Origin of the sequence: Streptomyces sp. NPDC051322 (assembly GCF_040689485.1) — a bacterium.
In the GTDB taxonomy this organism is placed as follows: domain Bacteria; phylum Actinomycetota; class Actinomycetes; order Streptomycetales; family Streptomycetaceae; genus Streptomyces.
This window is the reverse complement of the sequence record NZ_JBFBAK010000004.1, coordinates 395,810-410,536: the sequence shown is the minus strand read 5'-3', so window position 1 is coordinate 410,536 and position 14,727 is coordinate 395,810. Positions and strand designations below refer to the sequence as shown.

At 69.7% G+C, this 14,727-nt stretch carries 19 protein-coding genes; 11 read left to right on the top strand and 8 right to left on the bottom strand.

All coding sequences use genetic code 11. The features are described from left to right. The first annotated feature begins 35 nt into the window (after positions 1–35). Positions 36–1,001: a slipin family protein gene (locus tag AB0436_RS13025; RefSeq protein ID WP_366467877.1), complete on the top strand. Its 966-nt coding sequence runs from the start codon at positions 36–38 to the stop codon at positions 999–1,001. A gap of 231 nt (positions 1,002–1,232) precedes the next feature. Here the strand turns inward: AB0436_RS13025 and AB0436_RS13020 are convergent, their stop codons facing one another. Further along, on the bottom strand, positions 1,233–1,937 hold the full coding sequence (locus AB0436_RS13020) for a TVP38/TMEM64 family protein (RefSeq protein ID WP_366467876.1): 705 nt from the start codon (positions 1,935–1,937) through the stop codon (positions 1,233–1,235). A gap of 111 nt (positions 1,938–2,048) precedes the next feature. Between AB0436_RS13020 and AB0436_RS13015 the strand changes: the two genes are divergently transcribed. From AB0436_RS13015 to AB0436_RS13000, 4 genes are all read left to right on the top strand, one after another. Then, on the top strand, positions 2,049–2,210 hold the full coding sequence (locus AB0436_RS13015; RefSeq protein WP_366467874.1) for a hypothetical protein: 162 nt from the start codon (positions 2,049–2,051) through the stop codon (positions 2,208–2,210). Between the two features lie 92 nt (positions 2,211–2,302). Beyond that, positions 2,303–3,499: an elongation factor Tu gene (tuf, locus tag AB0436_RS13010; protein ID WP_366467873.1), complete on the top strand. Its 1,197-nt coding sequence runs from the start codon at positions 2,303–2,305 to the stop codon at positions 3,497–3,499. 103 nt (positions 3,500–3,602) lie between these two features. Then, on the top strand, positions 3,603–3,974 hold the full coding sequence (locus AB0436_RS13005) for a DUF4440 domain-containing protein (RefSeq protein ID WP_366467872.1): 372 nt from the start codon (positions 3,603–3,605) through the stop codon (positions 3,972–3,974). 43 nt (positions 3,975–4,017) lie between these two features. Then, positions 4,018–4,863: a fused MFS/spermidine synthase gene (locus AB0436_RS13000; RefSeq protein WP_366467871.1), complete on the top strand. Its 846-nt coding sequence runs from the start codon at positions 4,018–4,020 to the stop codon at positions 4,861–4,863. A 104-nt stretch (positions 4,864–4,967) separates the two neighbouring features. Here the strand turns inward: AB0436_RS13000 and AB0436_RS12995 are convergent, their stop codons facing one another. After that, positions 4,968–6,053, bottom strand: coding sequence for a hypothetical protein (locus AB0436_RS12995; protein WP_366467870.1), 1,086 nt, complete (start codon positions 6,051–6,053; stop codon positions 4,968–4,970). A gap of 108 nt (positions 6,054–6,161) precedes the next feature. Between AB0436_RS12995 and AB0436_RS12990 the strand changes: the two genes are divergently transcribed. Both AB0436_RS12990 and AB0436_RS12985 read left to right on the top strand, forming a co-directional pair. Further along, on the top strand, positions 6,162–6,599 hold the full coding sequence (locus AB0436_RS12990; RefSeq protein ID WP_366467965.1) for a DUF4442 domain-containing protein: 438 nt from the start codon (positions 6,162–6,164) through the stop codon (positions 6,597–6,599). A 166-nt stretch (positions 6,600–6,765) separates the two neighbouring features. Further along, the gene (locus AB0436_RS12985; RefSeq protein WP_366467869.1) at positions 6,766–7,422 is read left to right on the top strand and encodes a DedA family protein; all 657 of its coding nucleotides are present in this window, start codon (positions 6,766–6,768) and stop codon (positions 7,420–7,422) included. Between the two features lie 54 nt (positions 7,423–7,476). On the opposite strand, the gene AB0436_RS12980 is transcribed toward AB0436_RS12985, so the two are convergent. Beyond that, entirely contained in the window at positions 7,477–7,773 is a 297-nt protein-coding gene (locus tag AB0436_RS12980; protein WP_366467868.1) for a YciI family protein, read from the bottom strand. Between the two features lie 58 nt (positions 7,774–7,831). Beyond that, complete coding sequence (locus tag AB0436_RS12975) at positions 7,832–8,362, bottom strand: gamma carbonic anhydrase family protein (protein ID WP_366467867.1); 531 nt, start codon at positions 8,360–8,362, stop codon at positions 7,832–7,834. 142 nt (positions 8,363–8,504) lie between these two features. On the opposite strand from AB0436_RS12975, the gene AB0436_RS12970 reads away from it, so the two are divergent. After that, positions 8,505–9,257: an acyltransferase gene (locus AB0436_RS12970; RefSeq protein ID WP_366467866.1), complete on the top strand. Its 753-nt coding sequence runs from the start codon at positions 8,505–8,507 to the stop codon at positions 9,255–9,257. A gap of 33 nt (positions 9,258–9,290) precedes the next feature. On the opposite strand, the gene AB0436_RS12965 is transcribed toward AB0436_RS12970, so the two are convergent. After that, a complete protein-coding gene (locus tag AB0436_RS12965) occupies positions 9,291–10,157 on the bottom strand; it encodes a DMT family transporter (protein ID WP_366467964.1) in 867 nt (288 codons plus the stop codon). 92 nt (positions 10,158–10,249) lie between these two features. Here AB0436_RS12965 and AB0436_RS12960 point away from each other — a divergent pair, with 92 nt between their 5' ends. Both AB0436_RS12960 and AB0436_RS12955 read left to right on the top strand, forming a co-directional pair. After that, positions 10,250–10,822, top strand: coding sequence for an XRE family transcriptional regulator (locus AB0436_RS12960; protein ID WP_366467865.1), 573 nt, complete (start codon positions 10,250–10,252; stop codon positions 10,820–10,822). A gap of 61 nt (positions 10,823–10,883) precedes the next feature. Continuing rightward, a complete protein-coding gene (locus AB0436_RS12955) occupies positions 10,884–11,438 on the top strand; it encodes a YbaK/EbsC family protein (protein WP_366467864.1) in 555 nt (184 codons plus the stop codon). 50 nt (positions 11,439–11,488) lie between these two features. Here the strand turns inward: AB0436_RS12955 and AB0436_RS12950 are convergent, their stop codons facing one another. Continuing rightward, positions 11,489–12,001 carry a hypothetical protein gene (locus tag AB0436_RS12950; RefSeq protein ID WP_366467862.1) on the bottom strand — a complete coding sequence of 171 codons (513 nt, stop codon included), beginning with the start codon at positions 11,999–12,001 and terminating at the stop codon, positions 11,489–11,491. A 142-nt stretch (positions 12,002–12,143) separates the two neighbouring features. Further along, on the bottom strand, positions 12,144–12,551 hold the full coding sequence (locus AB0436_RS12945) for a CoA-binding protein (RefSeq protein ID WP_366467861.1): 408 nt from the start codon (positions 12,549–12,551) through the stop codon (positions 12,144–12,146). 58 nt (positions 12,552–12,609) lie between these two features. Here AB0436_RS12945 and AB0436_RS12940 point away from each other — a divergent pair, with 58 nt between their 5' ends. Beyond that, positions 12,610–13,236, top strand: a complete 627-nt coding sequence (locus tag AB0436_RS12940) for a YigZ family protein (protein WP_366467860.1) — start codon at positions 12,610–12,612, stop codon at positions 13,234–13,236. Positions 13,237–13,463: 227 nt separating this feature from the next. Here the strand turns inward: AB0436_RS12940 and AB0436_RS12935 are convergent, their stop codons facing one another. Beyond that, positions 13,464–14,660 carry a phosphatidylserine decarboxylase gene (locus tag AB0436_RS12935; protein ID WP_366467859.1) on the bottom strand — a complete coding sequence of 399 codons (1,197 nt, stop codon included), beginning with the start codon at positions 14,658–14,660 and terminating at the stop codon, positions 13,464–13,466. Between the last annotated feature and the right edge of the window lie 67 nt (positions 14,661–14,727).

Genomic DNA, 14,727 nt, shown 5'->3' with positions numbered 1-14,727 from the left:
TGTAAATGAGACGAACTCGGATAGGTGGTCGCGTTATGGTCGCAGATCTGGTGACGGCACTCGTGGTGGTCGTGTGCCTCGGAGCCCTGTACGCGGCTTCGGCAGCCCGAGTCGTCAAACAGTACGAGCGCGGTGTGGTCTTCCGGCTGGGACGGCTGACGGATGCCGTGCGGGGCCCGGGATTCACCACGGTGGTGCCCTTCGTCGACCGGCTGCACAAGGTGAATCTGCAGATCGTCACGATGCCGGTGCCCGCGCAGGAGGGCATCACCCGCGACAACGTGACCGTACGTGTCGACGCGGTGGTCTACTTCAAAGTGGTCGACGCGGCGGACGCGGTCATCAAGGTCGAGGACTACCGTTTCGCGGTGTCCCAGATGGCGCAGACCTCGCTGCGTTCGATCATCGGTAAGAGCGATCTCGATGATCTTCTCTCCAACCGGGAAAAGCTGAATCAGGGCCTGGAGCTGATGATCGACAGCCCGGCCATCGGGTGGGGCGTGCAGGTCGACCGGGTGGAGATCAAGGACGTGTCGCTGCCGGAGACGATGAAGCGGTCGATGGCCCGGCAGGCCGAGGCGGACCGGGAGCGGCGGGCCCGGGTGATCAACGCGGACGCCGAACTGCAGGCGTCGAAGAAGCTGGCCGAGGCGGCCGGTGTCATGTCGGACCAGCCGGCCGCTCTGCAACTGCGGCTGCTGCAGACCGTGGTGGAGGTCGCGTCCGAGAAGAACTCCACGCTGGTGCTGCCCTTCCCGGTCGAACTGCTGCGCTTCCTCGAGCGTGCCCAGCAGCAGTTGCCCGGCCAGCAGTTGCCCGGCGAGCCGGGGACCGATCAGCCGGGGATCGATCGGCCGGAGACTGCTCAGCCGGAAACCGGGCAGCCCGAGCCGTCCGATGCGGCCGGGTCGCCTGTGCGGTTCGAGCCCGTGCCGCCCGCTGAGGCGGCGAATCCCGCGACCGACGACGGGCGTCCTCCGGAGATCGGCGGCAGCACATAACGGTGCGTCTCCAGCGTCGGGGTTCTCCCTACGTTCCCGGAGGAGTACCCCGATGCACCTACCTCGCTCGCCCCTGCGCAGACCCGCCGCGTGGGCGGCCGCCGCGCTTACCGGGGCAGCCCTGCTGATCGGTCCGCCGTCCGCAGCAGCCGAACCCGCGCCGTCCCTGCACCGCGGACCCGAAGGCGGCCAGGCTGCCGGGCATCTTCCTGTCGGCCCTGCGCGGCTGAGTCAGGACCCGCTCAGCCGGTGGCGCTTGCGCCAGGCGACCACCGCGGCTCCCAGACCCGACAGCGCGATGAAGCCCATGGCGAGCAGAAAAGTGGGGGAGGTCGGGGAGGACGCCTCGCTGCCCGCCACCACATAGGCCGCCGTGTTCGGAATCGATCCGAGCCCCGTGGCCACCAGGAACGGCAGCCAGCCCATCCGGGACACCGCGGCGCAGTAGTTGGCGGCGGCGAACGGTACGCCGGGGAAAAGCCGGATGGCGAGCATCGAGCGGAACCCGTGCCGGCTCAACTGCCCGTCGGCCGCCTTGAGCCAGCGTCCGCGCAGCAGCGGGCGCAACGCGCTCTGGCCGAGCCCACGGCCGAGACCGAAGGCGATCCCCGCACCGAGCACCGTCCCGGCGATGGCTGCGCCGAGCCCGACCTGGCTGCCGAAGAGGGCGCCTGCCGCCAGGTTGAGCAACGGCCGCGGTACGAAAGCCGCCGTGCAGCCGCCATACGCCGCGGCGAAGAGGACGACCGCGGAGACGCCGCTGAGCTGCGGCGGCCAGCCGGCGGCGATCAGATGCTGCGGCTGCAGAAGCAGCATCGTGGTCGCGCCGGCCAGTAGCACGACCACCAGCAGCGAAAGCCGCGACCAAGGGGAAACGAGGGTCCTGGCGCAGCGCGCGGCACGGCCGGCGGCGGGTGGGGCAGCGGACTCCAGCATCCGGGGAGACTAACCGAAACCCGCATATGATCGTCGTAACCGGGCTCGTCCGGCTCGCTCGCCGGAAAAATCTGTCGACGTGCCCGGCATCGGGCAGGCATGATCGGCGGCATGTTCCGGTACGCCTTCCTCGCAGCGCCGTCCGCAGTCGCGGGCGGGCCGAAGGCTGCCGGCTTCCCGGATTCCGCGATGACCGCAGCGGCCCGCACGGCAGCCGCACCGGCGGCAGCCGCACCCGCAGCGGCCGCGCACATCGGCGGCGCTCGAAGCTGACCCTTCCCGGATCGTCCGGCGGACCCCGCAGGGGGAGGGTCGGCCAGGCCGGGGGGTCCCGTCACGCTTCGACATTTCCGAGGAAGAAAGCCATGTCCAAGACGGCATACGTGCGCACCAAGCCCCACCTCAACATCGGCACCATGGGCCACGTCGACCACGGCAAGACCACGCTGACCGCCGCCATCACCAAGGTCCTCAGCGACCGGGCCGGCAGCGGTAGCTCCTTCGTGCCCTTCGACCGGATCGACCGGGCCCCGGAGGAGGCTCAGCGCGGCATCACCATCAACATCGCGCACGTGGAGTACGAGACCGACACCCGCCATTACGCTCATGTCGACATGCCGGGGCACGCGGACTACATCAAGAACATGGTCACCGGCGCGGCCCAGCTCGACGGGGCGATCCTGGTGGTCTCCGCGCTCGACGGGATCATGCCGCAGACCGCCGAGCACGTGCTGCTGGCCCGTCAGGTCGGCGTGGACCACATCGTGGTCGCGCTGAACAAGGCGGACGCCGGGGACGAGGAGCTGGCCGACCTGGTCGAACTGGAGGTCCGTGAGCTGCTGGACGCGCACGGGTACGGCGGGGGCGCGGCGCCCGTGGTCCGGGTGTCGGGGCTCAAGGCGCTGGAGGGCGACCCGCGTTGGACCGCTTCGATCGAGGCGCTGCTCGACGCGGTCGACACCTTTGTGCCGGTTCCGGTCCGCTACACCGACGCACCGTTCCTGCTTCCGGTGGAGAACGTGCTCACCATCACCGGTCGCGGCACGGTCGTCACCGGCGCCGTGGAGCGAGGCACCGTGCGCGTCGGCGACCGGGTCCAGGTGCTGGGCGCCGACCTCGACGCGGCCACCACCGTCGTCACCGGTCTGGAGACCTTCGGCAAGCCGATGACGGAGGCCCAGGCGGGAGACAACGTGGCGCTGCTGCTGCGCGGTGTGCCGCGCGATGCGGTGCGCCGCGGGCACGTGGTGGCAGAGCCCGGCAGCGTGGTGCCGCGCCGCCGCTTCACCGCCCAGGTGTACGTACTGTCGACGCGCGAGGGAGGCCGCAGCACCCCGGTCTCCACGGGTTACCGGCCGCAGTTCTACATCCGCACCGCGGACGTCGTGGGCGACGTGGATCTCGGCGAGACGGTGGTCGCACGCCCCGGCGACACGGTCACCATGACCGTCGAACTCGGGCGCGAGGTACCGCTGGAGCCCGGCCTCGGCTTCGCGATCCGCGAGGGCGGACGCACGGTCGGGGCCGGCACGGTGACGGACGTCGACCCGACCGTCTCCTAGCCGACACGACGGTCCGGCCACCCGGGAAGACCTGGGTGGCCGGACCGCCCGTATTACGGCACCTCGCTTCCTGCCTGTGCGTGACATCCGTAGCCTGCGGGGCATGGATCACGAAGACGCCCGGGCCGTGCGCGCGGCCATCGACGGGGAGTTGAGGCTTCTCGACCCCGATGTCCGTGCCTCAGAGGCTCTCGTCACCGAATTGCTGGACCCCGCGTTCACCGAGATCGGAGCCTCCGGCCGGCTCTGGGACGCGACATCGATCCTCACCGTGACCGGCTCCGGATCGGTGGACCCCGAGTCGCCGGTCGAGGTCAGCGAGATGTCGGGAACCGTGCCGGCACCCGGCGTCGTTCATCTGACCTACCTGGCGGACAATCGGGGCCGCCGGGTTCGCCGCAGCTCGCTGTGGCGTCGCACGTCCACAGGCTGGCGGATGTACTTCCACCAGGGAACACCGGCACGCGACGCGTAGGGGGAGCGATGCCGGGAGTCGGGGCGGGCGGCACAATGGGGCGGTGAACGATCCGATAGCGGTGATCCGGGAAGTGGACTGCGGCACCGCCAAACTGATGCCGGATGTGGACCGGGCCCGGGCCTGGCTGCTCACGGTCGACGGAGCACCCCAGTCATACGTCGATCTGGACGACCCGGCCCAGCTGGAATTCGAGTACGCCCGCAGGCTGGGCCATGTCGTCGACTGCGCCGCGGAAGAAAGCCGACCGCTCGACCTGGTCCATCTCGGCGGCGGCGCACTCACCCTGCCCCGCTACGCCGCGGCAGTCCGGCCCGGGTCCCGGCAGCAGGTGGTGGAGGCGGACCGGGGGCTGATCGAGCTGGTCAGCGAATATCTGCCGCTGCCGGAAGGGCAGGCCATCAGCGTGCACGCCGGGGACGCCCGCAGCTGGCTCACCGGCGCACCGGCGGACTCCGCGGACCTGCTGATCGCCGATGTCTTCGGCGGTTCGCGGGTCCCCGCGCATCTCACCTCGGTCGAGTACGCACGGGCCGCCGCGCGGGTGCTGCGCAACGACGGCGTGTACGCGGCCAATCTCGCCGACGGCGCGCCGTTCACCTTTCTGCGCTCCCAGCTGGCCACGTTCGCCGCGGTCTTCGCGGAAACCGCGCTGATCGCCGAACCGTCCGTACTGCGCGGCCGACGGTTCGGCAACGCGGTGCTGCTCGCGTCGCACACCGAGCTCGATACGGCTCGGCTGGCGCGTCGCACGGCGTCGGACGTCTTCCCCGCCCGCGTTGTGTACGGCGCTCCGCTGGCCCGGTTCACCGGCGATGCGAAGGCCGTACGGGATTCGACAGCGGTCGCGTCGCCCGAGCCGCCCGAAGGGGCCTTCGGCATCGGCTGACACGCAGGGGGGCGGCGGTAGCGCGGCAGGGGTGGTGAGAGCCCCGAAGGGTTTCACCACCCCCGCCCCGTCAAGCGGCCAGGAGAACGGCGGGCCGCTCCCGATCAGCCGGCGTCCGAGCCCGTCGGGTCACCGGCAAGCCGGACCGTGCTGAGGATCTTGTCGATGGTTCCCTGCTCGAGGGCGCCCTTGACGCCCGTGCTGTTGTACAGCGAGAAGGCCACGAAGTCGCCGGCGGAGTTCTTGAAGCCGAAGGTGATGGCCTGTCCGTCGGTGCTGCACTTGCTCTTCTTGGGCACTCCCGTCGCCCAGGCCCGTGCCAGGCTTCCCTTGACCCCGGCCTTGGTCGTGTAGGGCTTCGACTTGGAGGTCTTCACCAGCTTCTTGTTGGGCTGGGTGTACGCGCCGTAGACCCACCAGGGCACCTGGTTCTCGGCCACTTCCTGGGTGTTCTTCGCCCCGTCCGCCCCCTTCGTGCCCGCTCCGCCGAGCCCGGTGTCCTCCGAGTTCCCGTCCTTGTCGGCGTCGTCGGTGCACCACTTCGACTTGTAGAACGCGGGCGCCGACTGGACGATGAGCGGCTTGCCCTTGTCGTCCTCGAAGCCCGAGGTGAGCCCCGACGAGGCGACCTCCCAGTCGGGCGGTACGTCGAACGCGGTGCCCCACTTCGGGTTGACGACGACCTTCCAGCCGGCGATGACCGGCTTGACCGCGCCGCCGGCCCGCGGATTGGCGCTCGGTGACGTCGCGGTGGTCGGTTTGTCGGACGCTGCGGGCGACGACTTCTTCTTGTTGTCGGCCTGAACCGTCTTGCCGTTGTCGCCGTCGCCCTTGAACACGACCACGCCGGTGATCACCGCGGTGGCCACCACGGCCGTCGCGGCGACGATGGCGATGATCGTGGTCCTGCGCTTGCCGTCACCCGGCGGCCGCGGAGCGCCGGGCGGCGTCGCCGCGGCGTACTGCGGCACCGTCGGCTGCTGGTACGGATTGGGCTGCTGGTACGGGTTCGGCTGGTCGCTCCCCGGTTGCTGGTACCCCGGTTGGGGAGAGCCGGGCGGTGGGAATCCCGGCTGCTGGAATCCCGGTTGCTGATAGCTCGGCTGTTGAGAGCCAGGCTGCTGATAGGGATTCGGGTTCTGGTCCTGCGGGTTCTGCTCGCCCCCGGGCGGCTGCTGTCCTGGCCACATGGCGAGTAACGATAGAGGGGAGACCGGGGCGTTGCTACGTCCGCCCCTGTGGAGGGATGGCCAAGGTAGCCTACTCGTGGGTAACATCCTCTCATGAGCGCAGATCAGATGTCCGCAGGCGAGTTGCTCGCTGCCACCGTTCCGATGGTCGGGACTCTCGGCCTGGAGTTCCTGGAGACGACGGCGGAGCGCGCCGTCGTCCGGTTGCCGGACCAGGCCGCCTACCACAACCACATCGGCGGCCCGCACGCCGGAGCCATGTTCACCCTCGCGGAATCGGCGAGCGGTGCGATCGTGATCGCTGCGTTCGGTGACCAGCTCAACCGGGCCGTGCCGCTCGCGGTCCGGGCCGAGATCGACTACAAGAAGCTCGCGATGGGAGGAGTGACCGCGACCGCGACACTGGGCCGGCCGGCGGCTGACGTGGTGGCCGAACTCGACGCGGGCGAGCGTCCCGAATTCCCCGTCCTCATCTCCATCCGGCGTGCGGACGACGCGGTGACCGGTGAGATGACGGTGGTCTGGACGCTGCGGCCCAACTCCTGACCGCACCGACCCCGCGATGCGGATCTCGCAGCACCAGAAGGCGCCCCCCTTGGCTGGGGCGCCTTTCCGCTGTCCGAACTCCTGGCCGGGCTAGCAGGTAGGCTTCCCGCAGGCGGCGCGGGGGCGCCCTGCCGGGCACGGGCACTTCGAAGGGTAGGGGCCGGCGTTGCATATCCAGGCATGGCTGGAGACGGTTCCGGCGATCAGTATCTACCTCCTGGTGGGGGCGGTCATCGGGGTGGAGAGCCTCGGGATTCCGCTGCCGGGGGAGATCGTGCTGGTGAGCGCGGCTCTGCTGGCCTCCCAGGAGGGTCACATCGACCCGGTGGTGCTGGGTGCCTGCGCCTCGGCGGGAGCGATCATCGGTGACTCGATCGGCTATGCCATCGGCCGCAAGGGCGGGCGACCACTGATCGCCTGGCTCGGCCGGAAGTTTCCGGGGCACTTCAGCGAGCCGAACATCGCGATGGCGGAGCGGTCGTTCGAGAAGTGGGGTATGTGGGCGGTGTTCTTCGGCCGCTTCATCGCACTGCTCCGGATTTTCGCCGGGCCGCTGGCCGGCGTCCTGCACATGCCGTACTGGAAGTTTCTCATCGCCAATATGCTCGGCGGCATCCTGTGGGCGGGCGGCACGACCGCCGCGGTCTACTACGTGGGCGTCGTCGCGGAGTCCTGGTTCAAGAACTTCTCGTACGCCGGTCTGGCGCTCGCGGCCCTCGTCGGGGTCGGTTCGATGCTCGTCCTGCGAAACCGCGCCAAGAAGGCCCATGCCCGCGCCGAGTCGGCGGCCGAAACCGCTTCGGAATCCGTGACCGCCGACTGATGTGCGTTCCCGCGCCCAGCGCCCCCACGCGGCAGGCGAGCGTGACCCCGCGCGTCAGGGAAGCTGCTGGCGATACGGGGCAAGGGCGGGCGCGGTCATCGTCGCGAAGAACTCGATGATCCGGTAGGTGCAGGCTCCACCGATCAAGAGGGGATCGGTGGCCGTGAGCTTCTCGATCTCTGCGCGGTCGTCCCCGACAGCCAGAATCACGCCGCCGACCCGCGGATTCTGGCGGCCGGACGCCATGAAGACGCCGGCCTCGTACCCCGCGTTGAGCCAGGCGACATGCTCGTCGAGCAGTTCGTCGACGCGCTCGGGGGGCCCGGGGTAAGTGAGTTCCAGTATGAACATGCACGTCAGACTAGCCGTTTGACGCTTCGCCCCGTGCACTGTCGGACCTGAGGGGCGGTCAGCCTCCGTCCGCCTCCCGATGCGCTTTCACCAGGTCCAGATAGACCGCCGCGTTCAGCTTGATGCCCTCACGTTCCTCATCGGTGAGCTCGCGCCTGACCTTCGCGGGGACACCCGCTACCAGCGACCCGGGCGGCACCCGCATGCCCTGGGGGACCAGCGCCTGGGCGGCGACCAGCGATCCCGCGCCGATGTGCGCGCCGTTGAGCACGGTCGCGCCCATCCCCACCAGGACGTCGTCCTCGACCGTGCAGCCGTGCAGGACGGCATTGTGGCCGACCGAGACCCGCTCGCCGATGGTCACGGGGAAACCCGGGTCCACATGGACGGTGGAGTTGTCCTGGATGTTGGTCTCGGCGCCGATCACGATCGGACCGCAGTCGGCGCGCAGCACGGTGTGATACCAGACGCTGGAGCCGGCGGCGAGGGTCACATCGCCCAGGACGACGGACGTCGGTGCCGCGAAGGCGGCGGGGTCGATGCGCGGCCTTCTGCCGCCCACACCGCTGATCAATGCCTTCTCCGCCATCACTGTCTCCCTTGCTCCCGCACTTCCGCGGCGTCGCGCGCTCGGATCTTGCAGCCGCGCACCACGCACCGTAAGCGAAGCTGGGTTGAAGATCACAGCCGGGCGTCCGATCGGGGCCGGGCAGTCTGAGTACGGTAGGCAGGTGCTCAGGAGCAGAAACACGTTCTCATCGTTGACCTCCCGTGTGCTGCACACCGGCTGGCGTTGGGTCCAGCGGGCGGGTGCGGTGACGGCGGAGCGTCCGGGGCGGCTGCGCTTCGGGCGCATCGGGACGGGCACCCGGCTAGCTTTCCCTCAGGGGACGGTGTTCGGCGAGCCCTGGATCGAGCTCGGTGACCACTGCGTCATCGGCGAGCAGGTCACGCTGACCGCGGGGATGATGCCCGACCTGAACCTCGGTCCCGAGCCGGTGCTCACCCTGGGCAACGGCGTGGTGCTGGGGCGCGGCAGCCATGTCATCGCCGACACCACGGTCACGGTCGGATCGGACACGTACTGCGGCCCGTACGTCTACATCACCACGACCAATCACAGCTACGACGATCCGCACGAGCCCATCGGCAAGCAGTGGCCGCGCATGGAGCCGGTCAGCATCGGGTCGGGTTGCTGGCTGGGTACCGGAGCGGTCATCCTGCCGGGTGCCCGGCTCGGCCGCAATGTGGTGGTGGCCGCCGGGGCCGTCGTACGGGGCGAGGTGCCCGACCACGCCGTGGTGGCCGGTGCGCCGGCCCGGGTGGTGCGGCGCTGGGACCCGGAGCAGGGCTGGCAGCCACCGCTGCGTACCCCTGCGCCCGTACCGATTCCGGCCGGGATCACGCCGGAACAACTGCTGGCCCTCGGCGATCTGGAGCTCGGCGGCCCGGAGCTCGGCGACCTGGAGCCGGAAACCTCATAGGCGCCGCCCGAGCGGTCACCGAAGCCGGCCGGATCAGCCGGTCGCCAGCAGTAGGGTGCCCACCAGGGCGAGCCCGGCGCCGGCCGCCTGGACGGCGCGAAGCCGCTCCTTGAGCAGCCCGCGCGCGGCCACTGCGGTGATCACCGGATAGAGCGAGGCGAGCACCGCGGCCACGGTGACCGGACCCGCGTGGGCGGCGAGCGAATAGGTGCCGTTCGCCGCCACGTCGGCCAGGCCGACGAAGGCCAGCGCCGGCAGCGCGCGCCCGATCAGTCGCAGGCCGCCGTCCTCGGGCAGTGCCGCTGTACCACGCCTGACCGAAACGAAGAGGGCGGTGCCACCCACCAGCACGTTGGCCACCCGCTGGACGAACAGGGCGAGAAAGAGACCGGTGAGCGTGGACGACGCCTCGGCGATCAGGGACATCACCGCCCCGAATCCGACGGCCGCGACCAGAGTGAGGGCGACCGCCCTGCGCTGGACCGCTGCTCCGCGCAGTTCGGGACCTCCGGCGAGCACCACACCGGCCACCGCCACGGCGATCCCGGCGAACTGCAGGACGCCGGGCCGCTCGCCGAGCACCAGGCCGACGCCGACGGGGACGGCGACGCCGAGTGAACCGAGCGGTGACACGACACCCATCGGCCCCAGGGCCAGCGCCTTGTAGAAGCTGAGCATCGCGACCGGCCCCACCACGCCGGCGGCCACCGCGAACCACAGTTGCGGTCCGCGTTCGCTCCACCCGCCGGTGGCCAGCACGATCGGTCCCAGGACCAGCACAGCCACCGACTGTGAGACGACCACCACGGTCATCGCGGGCGCCCGCCGGGTCAGCAGGCCGCCGCCGAAGTCGGCCAGCCCCCAGAGCAGGCTGGTGGCCAGGGCGAACAGGGCTGTCATCAAGGCCTCGCAGTACAGTGCGGTGAATCAACGGGTGCACCACACCGTAGTACAAGATATTGAACTCTTCCATCTACAATAATGGACGGAATGTGTCGGACCTCGACCAGCTCACGCAGTCGCTCGCCCGCAACCTGAAGCGCTGGCGGGGCGAACGTGGCTTCACCCTCGACGCCCTCGCCGCGCGCTCCGGGGTCAGCCGGGGCATGATCATCCAGATCGAACAGGCCCGCACCAACCCCAGTGTCGGCACCACGGTGAAACTCGCCGACGCACTGGGTGTCAGCATCACCACCCTGCTCGACTACGAGCAGGGGCCACAGGTCAGGATCGTGCCCGAGGATCAGGCGGTCCGCATGTGGTGGACGGAAGGGGGCAGCCACACCACGCTGCTCGTCGGCACCGAGGCCCGGGGGCCGCTCGAGCTGTGGTCCTGGCGCCTGATGCCCGGCGACGGCAGCGCGTCCGACGCCCACCCGCCGGGCACCGTGGAGCTGCTGCATGTGGACGCCGGAGAACTGACGCTGGTCGTCGACGGAGTGGCGCACGCGATGCCCGCGGGCACTTCGGCGACCTTCGAGTCCAATGTGCCGCACGCCTACCGCAACGAAGGCGCGGAGACGGTCGAGATGACGATGGCCGTCTCCATCCCGCCCGTCGGCTGAGACACGGGAGCCCGCACCACACCGCACCGGACGGCGCGCGCCGGCTGTTAGCGTGAGCCGTATGCGCGCTCCCATCGGTACGTTCGACGATGTACGCCCTGCTCCCGACTGCCTCGAACTGCTCCCCGCGCCGGTGGCCGACGCCGTACGCAACTGGCGGGGCGGTGTTCCGGCAGAGGAACTGGTGTACGTGGACAGCGACCCGGAGGTCGCTGACACCGCCGCCTTCGTGGAGCGTTACGGCCAGGAGCTGCTCGGCGTTTCGGCGAACTGCGTCGTGGTCGCGGGCAAGCGCGGCGGGGAGGTGTCCCTCGCTGCCTGCTTGCTGCTCTCCACCACCCGGCTCGACGTCAACGGCGCTGTTCGCAGGCAACTCGGCGCCCGCAAGGCGTCCTTCGCTCCGATGGACACCGCCATCGGCCGGACCGGCATGGAGTACGGGGGGATCACCCCGGTCGGACTGCCCGGCGACTGGCCGCTGTTGGTGGACCCGGCCGTCGTCGATCTCGAGTGGGTGCTGGTGGGCAGCGGACGCCGCAGGGGCAAGCTCATCGTGCCCGGAAAGGCCATCGCCTCGTTGCCCGGTTCGGTGGTCGTGGAAGGCCTCGGAAACTGACCGACTGAGCTGACCGACTGAGCTGCGTGGACCCGGCCGTGGCGCCCGGGTCAGGCAGCCATCACCATCGGTCCGGCGGCCGCAGCGCCGCCCACGGGTTCCACCGTGGTGGCGCCGCGGCCGGCGAAGACCACCGCCCGCAGCACGACGAACCGGCCGATGCCCGCCAGCGCGGACGCCGCGAGATACACGGCCTGCTCGGTGAGGGCGGAAGGACCGGACCGCACCGCGTACAGGCCGAGCAGCGCGACCGTGGTGAAGCCGTAGCTCACCGCCACCGTCAGCCCCGACTGCAGATGGACCGCCCAGCCGCTCCAGCCGCGTGCCGTGCCCCGTGCGGTGTGTTCGTCGCGGAACGAGATTCGGCCGTGCAGTTCGGTCGCGACCACCGTGGACACCACCGTGATCAGCGCATTGGCGACCACCAGAGGTATCCGCCCGTGCAGCAGCAACAGCACACCACTGGAGGCGAGCCCGACCCCGCCGCCGCAGACGACGAAGCGCACGAACGCCCCGACGAGGGGGTGTGCCGGGCGCTGCTGCCGCTGCGCTCGCGTAGTCACCGAAGGCCTCCGAAAGGGGGATTGAACCGTTGCCCTGATTCCACTCCTCAACCTAGGGACGGGGCATCGTCCGAACGATCGGGCCTGCCCCCGACTTTGCTGGGGGTTACCCCCCATAAGAAAGTAGGGGTCGGGTCAGAGGTCAGGGCAGCGACGGAATCTCGATGGCGGGGCACCGGTCCATCACCATGTCGAGACCCGCCGCACGCGTCCGCTCGTACGCCGCCTCGTCGATCACTCGTAGCTGGAACCACACGGCGCGGGCCCCGATGGCCACCGCTTCGTCGGCGACCGGCCCCGCGAGGTCGCTGTTGACGAAGACATCCACCACATCGACCGGGAACGGGATGTCCCGCAGCGACGCGTATCCCTGCTCGCCGTGGACCGTCTCCGCCTTGGGATGCACGGGTACGACGCGCTTGCCGAAACGCTGGAGCACCCGGGCCACGCCGTAGGCCGCCCGCTCCGTGTTGTTCGACAGGCCGACCACCGCCCAGGTGTCGCCGGTCGAGGTCAGGATCCTCCGGATCGTCTCCGTGTCTGCATACATGTCCGGTCAACCGAGTGCTCCCGGAGAGCATTCCCGGGGCACCGCATAGGCTGGCCCGATGCAGGAGCAGTACCGCACGGTTGCCCGCGAGGGCGTCCACGAGACCGAGATCAACCGATCACGCTTCATCTGCACGCTCGCGCCCGCGGCGACCGAGCAGGAGGCCCAGGCACGCGTCGCGCGCATCCGCAGGGAGCACCCCGCCGCAGGCCACAACTGCTTCGCGTACGTCATCGGCGCCGACGCGTCCGTGCAGAAGGCGAGCGACGACGGCGAGCCCGGCGGGACGGCGGGCGCGCCGATGCTGCAGATGCTGTTGCGGCGCGAGATGCGCTACGTCGTCGCGGTCGTCACCCGCTATTACGGCGGGGTGAAGCTGGGCGCCGGCGGATTGATCAGGGCGTACGGGGGAGCGGTCGGCGAGGCGCTGGACGAGCTGGGCACACAGGTGAGGCAGCGTTTCCGGCTTGTCACCGTGACCGTCGACCACCAGCGAGCGGGAAAGCTGGAGAACGAGCTGCGGTCGACGGGCCGCGCGGTGCGCGACGTGCGGTACGGGGACGCGGTGACGATCGAGGTCGCACTGCCCGACACGGAGGTGGCGGCCTTCCGGACCTGGCTCGCCGACACCACGGCCGGCGCCGCGGTGCTCGAGCTCGGCACCGAGGTGTACGGAGACGTCTGAACGGGCGGACAGGGGCGAACGCACCGGGCCGTTCGCCCAGGCCGACCGATGGGCGGCCTGGCGCTGGGAGCCGGCCCGGCCCGCTCCGTGCCTGCCCCGGCGCGAGGGAGCAAGCCCCGGAGCGGGGGGCAGCGGGCCGTTGAGAGAGGCCCTTGACCGACGGAACGGTCATCGCGCGACGGCACCGGGTGAGGCGGGGTGCCTCCCCGCTGGCGCCGGGGCGCCGGTCAAGCGATCGGACATCGCGCGATGACCGAGCCGACACGCCGGAAGTCCTCGCTGGTGCTCACCTCAGGGGCGACGCCGTCCTGGAACAGAACGATGATGTCGGAGCCGCCGAACTGGAAATAGCCGAATTCCTCGCCTTTGGCCACGTGCGTGCCCTCGACCGTGGTGAGGTTCACGGATGCGACGTGGGCCATGCCCACCGCGACGACCGCGACGATACCCAGGTCACCCTGGCCCGAGGCCGAGGTGTCCAGCGTGAGCACCCCTCTGTTCTGGGAGAACTCGTAGCCGCTGCGGGCGCTGTCCTTGGATACGAGCTCGTGGTCCTGGAGGTCGACCTGCATAAAGACCTTCCCGCTGATCACATACGACTCCTTGACCAACCCGGAGACCGGCACGTGATAGCGGTGGTAGGCCGAAGGCGGCAGCATGTAGTGGACGAAGGTGCCGTTGGCGAAGGCATCGGCATATCGGCTGCCCTCGATGAGCTGCCGGATGTTGCCGTAGTGGTGCGTCTCCTTGATCGTCGTGCGTGGGATGTTCGATGACGCGTCAATGCCGTAGCAATGCTGGAATGCACAGTCGGCGGGTGAGGTCACGACCATGTTGTTCGTGGGCTCACAGACGGGCCGCAGGCCGGGGTTGAGCTCGCGGGCGAAGAACTGGTTGAAGGTCAACCAGCCGCTGGGCATGTTCGGTTTGCCGTCCACCAGGGATTCGTGGACGTTGTATTCGGGAGCGTCTCGGATGAAGGAGTTCAGAACCTCCTGGCTGAAGGATTCCGTGGTGTCCAGGAAGCTGCCCCATTGGCGGGCGAACGCGGTGAGCCAGTCGCGGAACGAGTCCGAGTTTTCGGCGATGGCCGTCCCGCCGTCGTCCACCTGCTGGTCGATCAGCCAGAAGAAGTGGGCCAGTCGGTCACTGACCTCTCTGGCGTATCGCTGCTCCGGAGCGGATTTCTTCCATGCGGCCGCGTCGGACTGGCGTGGCACCCACCGGATGAAGCGCTTGAGATAGTCGTAGTAATCCGGCAGGGATCGCGGCCAGTCGAGCGCCTCGAGCAGATCGCTGTTCAGATCGGCCTCGGCGCGTTCCCCGGCTTTGCGCAGGGATTTCTCGATCAGGGTCCCGAGGTCGCGGTGGTCACTGTCGATGGTCACTTGCAGATCGTGGATGATTTGGTCGGGCCCGTTCATGGGTGCTCCTCAGCCGTAAGTCGGACCGCAGCGGCTCCTCCGGCCCCTGCGCATCGCCTGCCCGCAT